7 protein-coding genes, 1 tRNA gene, 2 rRNA genes and 1 pseudogene are annotated in these 13,622 nt (G+C 46.6%); all 11 read right to left on the bottom strand.

All coding sequences use genetic code 11. The features are described from left to right. Positions 1 to 67 precede the first annotated feature (67 nt). A pseudogene (gene pssA, locus BN1546_RS14355) lies at positions 68 to 814 on the bottom strand (CDP-diacylglycerol--serine O-phosphatidyltransferase); the annotation flags it as partial. Between the two features lie 54 nt (positions 815 to 868). Further along, on the bottom strand, positions 869 to 1,945 hold the full coding sequence (disA, locus tag BN1546_RS14350; RefSeq protein ID WP_013373290.1) for a DNA integrity scanning diadenylate cyclase DisA: 1,077 nt from the start codon (positions 1,943 to 1,945) through the stop codon (positions 869 to 871). Positions 1,946 to 1,957: 12 nt separating this feature from the next. Beyond that, entirely contained in the window at positions 1,958 to 3,331 is a 1,374-nt protein-coding gene (gene radA / locus BN1546_RS14345) for a DNA repair protein RadA (RefSeq protein ID WP_013373291.1), read from the bottom strand. A gap of 243 nt (positions 3,332 to 3,574) precedes the next feature. After that, the gene (gene clpC / locus BN1546_RS14340) at positions 3,575 to 6,019 is read right to left on the bottom strand and encodes an ATP-dependent protease ATP-binding subunit ClpC (protein ID WP_016818634.1); all 2,445 of its coding nucleotides are present in this window, start codon (positions 6,017 to 6,019) and stop codon (positions 3,575 to 3,577) included. A gap of 44 nt (positions 6,020 to 6,063) precedes the next feature. Next, positions 6,064 to 7,128 (bottom strand): protein arginine kinase, encoded by a 1,065-nt coding sequence (locus tag BN1546_RS14335; RefSeq protein WP_090738074.1) that lies wholly within the window; start codon positions 7,126 to 7,128, stop codon positions 6,064 to 6,066. 29 nt (positions 7,129 to 7,157) lie between these two features. After that, positions 7,158 to 7,682 carry a UvrB/UvrC motif-containing protein gene (locus tag BN1546_RS14330; RefSeq protein WP_013373294.1) on the bottom strand — a complete coding sequence of 175 codons (525 nt, stop codon included), beginning with the start codon at positions 7,680 to 7,682 and terminating at the stop codon, positions 7,158 to 7,160. Positions 7,683 to 7,766: 84 nt separating this feature from the next. Continuing rightward, positions 7,767 to 8,231 carry a CtsR family transcriptional regulator gene (locus BN1546_RS14325; protein ID WP_013373295.1) on the bottom strand — a complete coding sequence of 155 codons (465 nt, stop codon included), beginning with the start codon at positions 8,229 to 8,231 and terminating at the stop codon, positions 7,767 to 7,769. A 538-nt stretch (positions 8,232 to 8,769) separates the two neighbouring features. Then, a complete protein-coding gene (gene eis, locus BN1546_RS14320) occupies positions 8,770 to 9,957 on the bottom strand; it encodes a GNAT family N-acetyltransferase (RefSeq protein WP_090738072.1) in 1,188 nt (395 codons plus the stop codon). A 162-nt stretch (positions 9,958 to 10,119) separates the two neighbouring features. Beyond that, a 5S ribosomal RNA gene (gene rrf, locus BN1546_RS14315) occupies positions 10,120 to 10,236 on the bottom strand. Positions 10,237 to 10,381: 145 nt separating this feature from the next. Beyond that, a 23S ribosomal RNA gene (locus tag BN1546_RS14310) occupies positions 10,382 to 13,306 on the bottom strand. Positions 13,307 to 13,492: 186 nt separating this feature from the next. Beyond that, positions 13,493 to 13,568 (bottom strand) — tRNA-Ala (locus tag BN1546_RS14305). Between the last annotated feature and the right edge of the window lie 54 nt (positions 13,569 to 13,622).

The raw sequence follows: 13,622 nt of genomic DNA, 5'->3' as shown, positions 1-13,622 counted from the left end.
TAAAAAAAGCATTTATCTCCCTGAATGAATCAAGGAAATAAATGCTTCTTCTAGTTCTTGTCTGACACTAACGTTGCGAATGACGATATTGGTCGTCCTGTTCTTCTTGATTAGAACGATCTCGTTCCCGTCCACGTCTGCGTGATAGCTTCCGAATGTTCAGCTTCATACCGTACAATGCATATAGCACCAATGGTACAAAAATCAGCTTCGACAGCTGATCAGGAAATTTAACGGCCAGAAACACCGCTGCAATTACGACCCATGGAGCAATCCAGATCGCCTTTTTCGGAAGACCGACCTTTTTGAAATTCGGATATCTCATGGAGCTAACCATCAAATAAGAGACCAGCAACATGGCAATCGACATGTATAACAAAGAAATCTCGTTATGGAATAAGGACAAAGTGGCTAATACGCCACCTGCTGCCGGAATGGGCAGACCTGTGAAATAACCTGGTACACCGGGACGTACGTTAAAACGAGCCAAACGCAATGCTCCGCACATCGGAAAAATGGCTGTAACCGTCCAAGCGAGAGCCGAATTCGCATCATGAAAAGCAACCATGTACATAATAACTGCGGGAGCAACACCAAAAGATATCATATCTGATAAGGAGTCCAGTTCTTTACCGAATTCGCTCTGGGCATTCAGAGCCCGGGCCATCCTTCCATCCAGTCCGTCCAACAACATGGCGACAATAACCATAATAGCGGCAAGGCTGTATTTTCCGTCTACGGCCAATAAAATGGCGATCATTCCGAGAAACAAGTTACCCAAGGTACACATGTTCGGAATTGATTTGGTAATCATCTCTTCACCTCAATGTATGAATTGTTCCATTATAATCCTTTCACTGTATTACATTTACATTTGTCTGTCAATGAAAACTTGTTCCTGCAAACGTTTAAGCCCTTCTTTAATCGTACGCGCACGAACCTCTCCTATACCATCCACTTCATCCAGTTCTTCAATCGTTGCTGTCATGACATGTGGAAAACGTCCAAATCGTTCCACCAGATTATGAATAATTACATTTGGCAAACGAGGTATTTTATTCAGCACCCGATATCCGCGTGCAGCAATATATTCTTCTGATGTCGCTGCTGAAGAAGGGTAGCCTAATAAACGTACAATATGATTCACATCCAGTAATTCGTCGTCCGTAGAACGTTTGAGTCCCAATATAATTTCACGAATCTTCTCGTCGCTGTCGTCTTTGGCATAATCCTTATACAGCAACCAAGCTTCTTCCTCGATATTGCTGACAAGCTCCTCCATCTGCATGCTAATCAACCTGCCCTCATTTCCGAGCTCGTTAATAAATCGTTTGATCTCCATTTTGATGCGGAGCACCATTTCGATTCGTTGAATGACATTAACGACCTCTGGCATGGTAACCAACTCTTCGAATTCAGACGCAGTTAAATTGGTTGAGGCTTGCCCCAATACGGATCTATATTTTTCCAGCGTCTGAATGGCCTGATTAGCTTTCGTTAAGATAACCCCAATTTCCTTGAGCGCATACCGTAAAGTCCCCTGATACAACGTAATAATATTACGACGCTGGGAAATAGACACAACCAGTTTGCCAGTCTGCTTCGCAACTCGTTCTGCCGTCCGGTGCCGAATCCCCGTTTCTATGGACGAAATGGAGGAGTCAGGAATCAATTGCGTATTGGCATATAAAATTCGTTTTAAATCCTCGCTCAATATGATTGCGCCGTCCATTTTAGCCAGCTCATACAAATAGTTCGGTGAAAAATCACAATTAATAGAGAAACCGCCATCCACGACTTCCATTACTTCCGGGCTATAGCCAACGACCAGAAGAGCACCCGTTTTGGCACGCAAAACGTTTTCCAATCCGTCGCGAAAGGGAGTTCCCGGTGCCACAAGCCGCAGCAAATCGTTCATTTTATCCAGTTGGCTCGCTTCCTTCATTCTCAATGCCCCCTAATCTAATGCAGCTGCCAATGCATCTGCCACCGTTCCAACTCCTATAATTTGTATCCCTTTCGGATGTGTCCAGCCCTTTAAGCTTTTCTCGGGCATGATCACCCGTTTGAAACCTAACTTCTCCGCTTCTCGCACACGCTGTTCTGCTCGGGATACAGCCCGCACCTCGCCTGTCAGTCCTACTTCACCAAAAATCACATCGTACGGCTTGGTAGGAGCATCCCTAAAGCTGGAAGCAATGCTCACCGCTATAGCTAAATCCACCGCTGGTTCATCCAGCTTCACGCCTCCAGCAACGTTGAGATAAGCGTCCTGGTTTTGCAAAAACATGCCCATCCGCTTTTCTAGGACGGCAATGATTAATCCCATCCGATGATGGTCGATCCCCGTACCCATTCGGCGTGGAGATGGAAAATGTGTAGCTGCAATTAGTGCTTGCAGTTCAACCAATACAGGTCGGGTTCCCTCCATACTGGCAACGACGGTGGAACCTGCCACCCCCAGTGGCCGTTCGGACAAGAAAAGTTCAGAAGGATTCGCCACCTCACGCAAACCACTTTCGGCCATTTCAAAAATACCAATTTCATTTGTAGAACCAAAGCGATTCTTAACCGCACGCAACAGCCGATACGTATGATGACGCTCTCCTTCAAAATAAAGTACACAATCGACCATATGCTCCAACAAACGCGGACCTGCAATAGCGCCTTCCTTGGTCACATGCCCTACCAGTACTGTAGCAATACCTAATCCTTTGGCAATCCGCATAAATCGTGAAGTACACTCGCGCACCTGTGCTACACTACCAGGCGCACTTGTCACCTCAGGTAAATATACAGTCTGTATCGAGTCGATGACCAAAAACTCTGGCTTCAAGCTGTCCACTGCTTCTTCAATCGTCTCCAAATTCGTCTCACATAATACGTACAGACTGGGAGACAAGGCACCGAGGCGATCTGCACGTAGCTTTGTTTGGCGGACGGATTCCTCACCAGACACGTACAGAACCTTTAAACCAGTTAAAGCCAGCTCATTAGAGGTTTGCAGCATAAGCGTAGACTTGCCGATCCCCGGATCACCACCCACCAGAACAAGTGAACCTGGCACCACACCTCCACCAAGTACACGATTTAATTCACCAATTCCCGTCAAAATTCGTGTTTCTTTGCCACTTTCCACTTCAATAATAGGAAGCGGTTTGTCTTTTGTGCTATGAGTAAGAAGGGAAGATCCCATTCCTTGAGTTTTTACAACGCTTTCCGTTTCTTCGACCATGGAATTCCATGCCTGGCATCCAGGGCATTTTCCGTACCATTTAGGCGATTCATAGCCACATTCCGTACAGGAAAATTTAGTTTTCACTTTAGCCATACTTTATTCCCTGGCTCCTTCTTGACGACGATGATGTCAAATTTATTCTTCACACAGCACCTGAAAGAGCTGTAACAATAAAAGTTTACCATTGAAGCTTGGCGGACGTAAAGCAGTATCACAAACTTTCCCAAAGCTTTTAGCCTACCCTTTCAAGGTATTCAATACACAAAAAGGGTGCCTTCGCAATAGCTTTCCAGCCTGCGAGACACCCTTTTCTAATGTTTTATTTACTAAACTGCTTTAGGACTTCGCGGATACATTATCCTTTTTCGTTACTGTCAATGCACCGTTCTCTTCATCAATGTAGAGAGAGTCGCCTTTAGAAATGTTTCCAGTCAACAGTTCCTCGGACAGGCGATCTTCAATATGCTTCTGGATTGCACGACGCAATGGACGCGCACCATACGCTGGATCGAAGCCTTCCTTAGCAAGGAAATTCTTAGCCTTGTCTGTCAACTCAAAGTCCACCTCATACTCATTCAGACGCTTACGCAGCTCCTCAGACATGAGTGAAACAATTTCGGCAATATGTTTTTCTTCGAGAGAATGGAAAACGATAATTTCATCTATCCGGTTCAAGAACTCAGGACGGAAACTTTTCTTCAGTTCATCCATCACTTTGCCCTTCATGTTATCGTAATCCGCCCCAGCGTCCACAACAGCTGTAAAGCCAAGCGTGGAGTTACGTTTGATTGCCTGCGCACCAACGTTGGAAGTTAGGATGATGAGTGTGTTACGGAAGTCAACAACACGACCTTTGGAATCCGTCAGACGTCCATCCTCCAACACTTGCAGCAGAATATTGAATACTTCTGGGTGTGCCTTTTCAATTTCATCCAGCAACACAACAGAGTAAGGCTTACGACGTACCTTCTCAGTCAGTTGACCGCCTTCTTCATATCCAACGTACCCTGGAGGCGCTCCTACCAGACGGGATGTGGAGTGCTTCTCCATATATTCGGACATATCAATACGGATAACCGCATTTTCATCACCAAACATAGATTCAGCCAAGGCGCGTGCCAGCTCTGTTTTACCAACCCCAGTTGGACCGAGGAAAATAAAGGAGCCAATTGGACGCTTCGGATCTTTCAGACCGGCGCGTGCCCGGCGAATCGCCCGGCTTACTGCCTTAACAGCTTCGTCCTGCCCAATCACCCGTTCATGCAACAGTTGCTCCATATTCAGCAAACGATGTGTTTCTTCTTCTTTTAGCTTGCTGACTGGGACACCAGTCCAGATGGCAACAACCTGAGCGATATCCTCTGGTGTAACTTCGGAATCTGTACGCCCCTGTTGTTCTTTCCATTGGTTTTTAGTGACATCCAGCTCTTCACGAATCTTTTGCTCTGTATCGCGTAGCGCAGCTGCCTTTTCAAACTCCTGACTTTGTACCGCTGAATCTTTTTCCTTGCGGATATCTTCCAGACGGTTTTCCAGCTGTTTCAGGTTTGGCGGTACTGTATAGGAATTCAGCCTTACCTTGGAACCTGCTTCATCAATAAGGTCAATAGCCTTATCCGGTAGGAAGCGATCAGTAATATAACGATCTGACAATCTTACTGCAGCTTCAATAGCCTCATCCGTGATTTTTACACGGTGATGCGCTTCGTAACGGTCGCGCAGACCATACAAGATTTGGATTGCTTCTTCTGGAGAAGGTTGATCCACTGTAATAGGTTGGAAACGACGCTCCAAAGCAGCATCTTTCTCAATATATTTGCGATATTCATCCAGCGTAGTAGCACCGATACATTGCAGCTCGCCACGTGCCAGAGCAGGTTTCAGGATGTTGGACGCATCAATTGCGCCTTCCGCTCCACCAGCACCAATCAGCGTATGCAGCTCATCAATGAACAGTACGATATTTCCGGCTTGACGAATCTCGTCCATAATCTTCTTCAAGCGATCCTCAAATTCACCACGATACTTAGTACCTGCTACTACAGAGCCCATATCGAGTGTCATTACGCGTTTGTCGCGCAAGGTTTCAGGAATCTCATTCGCTATGATTTTTTGTGCCAATCCTTCGGCAATCGCTGTTTTACCTACCCCAGGTTCACCAATCAAAACAGGATTGTTCTTTGTACGGCGGCTGAGCACTTGAATAACACGCTCAATTTCCTTGCTGCGTCCAATAACGGGGTCCAAGTTGTTTTCCTTCGCAGAAGCCGTCAGATCGCGTGCCAGACTATCCAGGGTTGGCGTGCTGACATTAGCTGGAGCACCGTGATGGCTGGAAACTGCCTCGCTGCTGCCGAGCAATTGAAGCACTTGCTGACGCGCTTTGTTCAAACTGATACCCAGGTTGTTCAGAACACGTGCTGCCACGCCTTCACCTTCACGAATAAGACCTAGCAAAATATGCTCGGTACCTACATAGGTATGACCCAATTTACGTGCTTCATCCATAGACAGCTCAATGACTTTTTTGGCACGTGGAGTATAGGCAATGTTCGTCGGTTGCTCTTGACCGCGTCCAATCAGTGTTTCCACTTCATCCTGGATTTTTTCCAGTCCCAGCCCTAAACCGATTAAGGCTTTCGCTGCTATTCCTTCGCCTTCACGAATGAGTCCTAGCAAAATGTGCTCTGTGCCAATGTTGTTGTGTCCCAATCGAACAGCTTCTTCCTGGGCCAAGGCAAGCACTTTCTGTGCACGTTCCGTAAATCTTCCAAACATCATATATCCTGCACCTCCACAATGTGTATTTCAGATCATTCTATATATTAAAGGGTTGTGCCTAATTTTTGCCGGATCAGCTTCGCCCGGTACATATCGCGCTCACCGGTATTCATTTTATCCCCAAAGCTTTTTTGCAGAAAGCCAGGTTGCGTCATCACATTAAGCTCATTCATCGCTGCAATGGAAGGACGCTCCAAAATCCCTAAATCTACACCGAGACGTACATCGGACAGCCGCTGTGCAGCCTCCTTGGAATCCAAAACTGCTGCATATGACAAAATACCGAATGAACGCATCACCCGATCTGTAATCCGCAGCATGGATTCATTCATCAATCGTTCTCTGGCAGAACGTTCGTGCTCTATAATTTGCAGCACCACGCCATGCAGATTCTCGATAATTTCCGCTTCGGTTTGTCCCAGGGTAATCTGATTAGATACCTGAAACAAATTTCCAACTGCTTCGCTGCCTTCACCATAAATGCCGCGAACTGTAAGACCGACCTGTGAAACAGCGGACAATATACGATTGATTTGGTGAGTCATGACCAATGCAGGTAAATGCATCATCACCGAAGCTCTCATACCTGTGCCGACATTCGTCGGACAACTGGTCAGAAACCCCCTCTGATCATCAAATGCATAATCAACATGCGCTTCAAATGCATCATCAATGACCATAGCACGTTCCCAGGCTTCTCTCACCTGACATCCCGGATATAAGCACTGAATACGCAGATGATCCTCTTCATTTATCATAACACTAACTGATTCATCATCACTAATCAACACAGCACCGTTGCGAGATTCGTTCGCCAAATTAGGACTAATTAAGTGCTTCTCAACCAGTACCTGCTTGTCGATCTCATCCAACTCGGATATTTTCAAGGTATGAAAAGTACCAAAACGACGCAAATCATCATACTGAAGGATATCCGTTAAGCGTTGAAGCACTTCTTCCGACTGCTGATTGGTAGCAAGCATGGGAAAAGGCAGATGCTGCAAGTTACGCGCAATTCTTACCCGGCTGCTAATGACAATCTCCGAATCCGCAGCATCACCACGCATCCAATCACTTAGCGGCTTTTCCGTAAATCGGATATTGGGCATCACGCATTCCCTCCTACTCTTCACAAACTTTACTCTTCAGTCATTTCTTTTTCAAGCTTTCTGATTTGATCCCTAAGCTCAGCAGCTGATTCGAATTCTTCCTGTACAATGTGTTGTTGCATCTCTTTTTTCAAATCATCAATTTGCCGTTTAACCTTTAATCGGCCTCCAGTACGGACCGGAACTTTCCCAACATGACTCGTACTACCATGCACACGCTTGAACAGAGGGTCCAGACGACTATCAAAATATTGATAGCATGATGGACATCCAAAACGTCCTAGCTTACTAAACTGTGTATAAGTCATACCGCAATCCTTGCATTGCAGATTTTGGGGAACAGTGTGACCTGAAGACTGGCTCTTTGTGCTGGAGTCAAAATCCAACATCCCCGACAACAAGCTATGAATCGAAAAGCCATTAGGTGTTCCAGGGATCATCTCCCCTTTTTCCTTCGCACATGTCTCACAAATATGAAATTCTGTCTTTTCGCCATTCACAATTTTGGTGAAATGCAAAGTTGCCGGCCGCATATTACATTCTTGGCACAGCATAAAAGCACCTCCTTCAACGTCAGGATTTTTACAAATCCCTACATCTGAATTGCAAATCTCTATTCACTGGTTAATGGATACTAGCTATTTGGCCGCCAGCAACGAGATCAGCATAGCCTTAAGCAATCTTGCTCGCAGTTGGTCACGATAGGGAAGCTTTAGCAATAATGTATCTCTTGATAAAGCAGCCTTCATTAGACCAGCTTCCCTTTTGCTTAAAAAATGAGCTTCCTCTAACTGATAAATCAATCCTTCTGCTGCCGATTGGCTAATTTCCTCCCCGATGCTCTGATGAAGGTGTGTATGGATCGCATGTTGTGCAGGTAATTGAATTCGCTGAATTCGAATGTAGCCTCCACCACCGCGTTTACTTTCCACCACATAACCTTTTTCCAGCGTAAACCGGGTACTAATTACATAATTAATTTGCGACGGTACGCAGGAAAAGCGGTCAGCCAGATCATTGCGCTGAATCTCCACTAAGCCTTGGGGACTTTCCAGCAGCATGCTCTTCAAATATTGTTCAATAATGTCGGAAACATTGCGCATTTCATCATCCTCCACTAACGGAAACGCAAGTATTCAAGTACATTTCACGCTCCACAGAGTCCGCCGTATATTGAACTTAACCAAACGATATAGTCACGAATCTAAGCTGCATTCAGGCTATTGCCTGTTGTACATCCATTGGAATTGTACCGTTTCGTTTCTAGTGTGACCTTTATTTGCGATAAATCATACACTTCACTTCTGTACATAAGAAGCAGCTCCTAACTATACGCAAATCATGTCGTTATTTTTTACTTTTTTGCTGTCAAATTGATATATATGGCCAATCCAACAACATAATACTTCTGTGGAATCACACTGATTCCAATTGACTTTGACTTTCTTTGACTATATTCGTATTATAGCACAAATTTCATTTTTGCCAAGGGGTCAATACCATTTTTCGCAATCTAATTATGTTTTATACCATATTACAAAAAACTCTTCCCATTATGGAAAGAGCTTTGAGTAATTATGATAAACCACATCCTATTTGGTTAAAAAAGTTGGACATTAAGAAGAACCAATTGGACCTTTATCAGAAAAAATCCAATAAGAACGTTTGTTTTATTGGTATTACACGTTTAAGTGCAGCCACAGACTTACTGCTTCCTTCAATACGCCCCCAATTAGACAGGTTATCAGCTTGCTGGTAGCCGAGCATTAAACTTGTTAATGACTGAATCCCCAGTTTCAAGTCAGCTGCTAAGGCGTTGTCAGATAAATTGCTTGTATCCACTCTTGCCAGATGTCCTTGCCCCTCCGTAGTAATTGTTAATCTCCATACTCCTTCATTCCAAGGGGCATACCGATCTGTCAGATGTAAGGTCAAACTTGTTTCTTCTCCAATCTGCTCAAAAGGGTATCTCTCTACAAAAGCAACTGCATCCACAATACGCCCCATAAAATAAGGCACCGTTTCCTGTTGAATTCGCGGATCATCGAGTAAAAAGGGCAGGTTGTCATCTGCTGGAACGTAAATAAATTTACCTTGGGTTATCATTGAGTCATGATTTGCAAAATAAGTCCACAAAGCCCGACGTGCCGTCTCATTTTCATATACCAACTCATCACAATTTAACTGTTTATCTTCTATTTTGTATAGTGCATATCCCTGAGGATTGCCTGCATCCGTGTAATATACTACAGTTCGATAATTTTCATTTAAAATCCGTTCCTGCCACCATTCCTTATCTCGTACCAGCGTACCATTGTAACGTGGAGCATACGATTGATACACTTGGTCCAATTCTGAAATATTTTTGATATCCCGTTTGACTATACCTTCTGTTTTAAGTTTAGCAGGGAATTTATCAATTGGAATGACGTACTTTTTGTACTCCGTATATGTTTCCCATCCAAATTTACGATAAAAGGCAAATGAGAATGGATGCAGAAAAGAAAGGCTTTGTCCTGCAGTCTTCATCTCTTCAAGCGCATGCGTCAACAAACGTGAAACCATACCCCCGCGACGCTTTTCCGGCCACGTTGCCACACCAGCAATGCCCCCCATATCAAAAACCTGACCATGTATGTATACTTGTAGCGGCAGCAAGGTCAGTTTAGCATTCAATTCGTGCCCGTCGAAGATTCCCCATGTTTGTTCTGGTTTGAATTTCTTCTTAGCTTTCTCCAGATCCTCCGGGGGCATTGTAAACTGAAAAGCATACTGGGATAATTCAATAGCTGCTTCAAATTCCTCACGTTGTAATTGCCTGATCTTCATAACTTCGTCACCTCGCTCGTATACTTGGACCTTTTAAAAAAATACGCACTTAGAGTGTCGCAAAGCATCTTCTCTCTGTCAACCTTAGAAGCAGGTGTCCATCCACAAAATACATAAAAAAAGGATGATAACCTGCTAAGGTTATCATCCTTTTTCACTTTTGCTTGGCAACGTCCTACTCTCCCAGGACCCTGCGGTCCAAGTACCATCGGCGCTGGAGGGCTTAACGGTCGTGTTCGGGATGGGTACGTGTGGAACCCCTCCGCTATCGCCACCAAACATGAATTTACACCGTAAATTCTTTTTCAGGAATCAGCATCGCCAAATGCTGTGTGTTTGTTCGTGTAACTTCAGCTACTTGAGCTGATGATATACTGAACTTACACCCTGAAAACTGGATCCGAAACTTCCTTGCGTCTTATCTTAGGATAAGCCCTCGACCGATTAGTATTGGTCAGCTCCATGCATTACTGCACTTCCACCCCCAACCTATCTACCTCGTCGTCTTCAAGGGGTCTTACTTACTGGGAAATCTCATCTTGAGGGGGGCTTCACGCTTAGATGCTTTCAGCGCTTATCCCTTCCGTACATAGCTACCCAGCGGTGCTCCTGGCGGAACAACTGGTACACCAGCGGTACGTCCATCCCGGTCCTCTCGTACTAAGGACAGCTCCTCTCAAATTTCCTACGCCCACGACAGATAGGGACCGAACTGTCTCACGACGTTCTGAACCCAGCTCGCGTACCGCTTTAATGGGCGAACAGCCCAACCCTTGGGACCTACTTCAGCCCCAGGATGCGATGAGCCGACATCGAGGTGCCAAACCTCCCCGTCGATGTGGACTCTTGGGGGAGATAAGCCTGTTATCCCCAGGGTAGCTTTTATCCGTTGAGCGATGGCCCTTCCATGCGGTACCACCGGATCACTAAGCCCGACTTTCGTCCCTGCTCGACTTGTAGGTCTCGCAGTCAAGCTCCCTTCTGCCTTTGCACTCTTCGAATGATTTCCAACCATTCTGAGGGAACCTTGGGGCGCCTCCGTTACTCTTTAGGAGGCGACCGCCCCAGTCAAACTGCCCACCTGACACTGTCCTCGTACCGGATCACGGTACCAAGTTAGAACCTAGATACGATCAGGGTGGTATCCCAAGGATGCCTCCCTTCAAGCTGGCGCTCAAAGTTCTACGGCTCCCACCTATCCTGTACAGATCGTACCCAAATTCAATATCAAGCTGCAGTAAAGCTCCATGGGGTCTTTCCGTCTTGTCGCGGGTAACCTGCATCTTCACAGGTATTAAAATTTCACCGGATCTCTCGTTGAGACAGCGCCCAAGTCGTTACGCCATTCGTGCGGGTCAGAATTTACCTGACAAGGAATTTCGCTACCTTAGGACCGTTATAGTTACGGCCGCCGTTTACTGGGGCTTCGGTTCATAGCTTCGCCCGAAGGCTTACCACTCCCCTTAACCTTCCAGCACCGGGCAGGCGTCAGCCCGTATACTTCGCCTTGCGGCTTCGCACAGACCTGTGTTTTTGCTAAACAGTCGCTTGGGCCTTTTCACTGCGGCCCCCTCGGGCTATTCACCCTACCGAGGCACCCCTTCTCCCGAAGTTACGGGGTCATTTTGCCGAGTTCCTTAACGAGAGTTCTTCCGCGCGCCTTAGAATTCTCTTCTCGCCTACCTGTGTCGGTTTGCGGTACGGGCACCTTCTCCTGGCTAGAGGCTTTTCTTGGCAGTCTGAGATCATGACCTTCGCTACTACAATTTTCGCTCCCCATCACAGCCCAGCCTTACGATGTGCGGATTTTCCTACACATCAGCCTCACTGCTTAGACGGACATCCATCAGTCCGCGTCACTACCCTACTGCGTCACCCCATCGCTCATAGCGGATTACGGTGGTACAGGAATTTCTACCTGTTGTCCTTCGACTACGCCTATCGGCCTCGCCTTAGGTCCCGACTTACCCTGAGTGGACGAACCTTCCTCAGGAACCCTTAGGCTTTCGGCGGATCTGATTCTCACAGATCTTTTCGTTACTCATACCGGCATTCTCACTTGAATGCAGTCCAGCGCTCCTTCCGGTACACCTTCAACCCGCATTCAACGCTCCCCTACCCCTGATGCAAGCATCAAGCCATAGCTTCGGTGGTGTGTTTAGCCCCGTTACATTTTCGGCGCAGAGTCACTCGACCAGTGAGCTATTACGCACTCTTTCAATGGTGGCTGCTTCTAAGCCAACATCCTGGTTGTCTGTGCAACTCCACATCCTTTCCCACTTAACACACACTTGGGGACCTTAGCTGATGGTCTGGGCTGTTTCCCTTTCGACAATGGATCTTAGCACTCACTGTCTGACTCCCGGAACTAAATCTATGGCATTCGGAGTTTGACTGAGCTTGGTAACCCTTGCGGGCCCCGCACCCAATCAGTGCTCTACCTCCATGATTCTTCTTTCCGAGGCTAGCCCTAAAGCTATTTCGGGGAGAACCAGCTATCTCCGGGTTCGATTGGAATTTCTCCGCTACCCCCACCTCATCCCCGCATTTTTCAACATGCGTGGGTTCGGGCCTCCAGTGCGTGTTACCGCACCTTCACCCTGGACAGGGGTAGATCACCCGGTTTCGGGTCTACGTCCACGTACTCATTCGCCCTATTCAGACTCGCTTTCGCTGCGGCTTCAGCTCTTCACCTTAACCTTGCACGGGAACGTAACTCGCCGGTTCATTCTACAAAAGGCACGCCATCACCCATCGATCAGGCTCTGACTTCTTGTAAGCACACGGTTTCAGGATCTATTTCACTCCCCTTCCGGGGTGCTTTTCACCTTTCCCTCACGGTACTGCTTCACTATCGGTCGCCAGGGAGTATTTAGCCTTGGCAGATGGTCCTGCCGGATTCATACGGGGTTTCACGTGCCCCGCACTACTCGGGATCCGTCTCGGAGGGAACAAGTTTTGAACTACAGGGCTTTTACCTTCTCTGGCGGGCCTTTCCAGACCTCTTCATCTAACCGGTTCCTTTGTAACTCCATGTGAGACGTCCCACAACCCCAAGGAGCAAGCTCCTTGGTTTGGGCTAATCCGCGTTCGCTCGCCGCTACTGACGGAATCACTATTGTTTTCTCTTCCTCAGGGTACTTAGATGTTTCAGTTCCCCTGGTCTGCCTCTCACTCACCTATGAATTCAGTGAGTAGTGACTGTCGATGAAGACAGCCGGGTTTCCCCATTCGGACATCCCCGGATCAAAGCTTGCTTACAGCTCCCCGAGGCTTTATCGTTGTTCGCCACGTCCTTCGTCGGCTCCTGGCGCCTAGGCATCCTCCGTGTGCTCTTTGTAGCTTAACCTAGTATCTACAATGTAAATACGATATGCTACCTTTATTTCACTTGTTTACACAAGATCAGCTTAAAGGAATATTCTAAAACGCAATTTCGTTTCGGTATCCAGTTTTCAAGGTGCAAAGCTGTGTGATTATCAATTAACTCCTGAAGAGTTAATGATCTTCAAACAATTATAGATGAAATTGTAATTGGTGGAGCCAAGCGGGATCGAACCGCTGACCTCCTGCGTGCAAGGCAGGCGCTCTCCCAGCTGAGCTATGGCCCCTCACAAGTTCCATCAAAACTGAACAAATGGAATGATGAACTGTTGAAGCTTACG

It is taken from the genome of Paenibacillus sp. Mc5Re-14, assembly GCF_001049835.1.
Lineage (GTDB): Bacteria > Bacillota > Bacilli > Paenibacillales > Paenibacillaceae > Paenibacillus > Paenibacillus polymyxa_C.
This window is presented reverse-complemented; position numbering and strand designations above follow the sequence as displayed.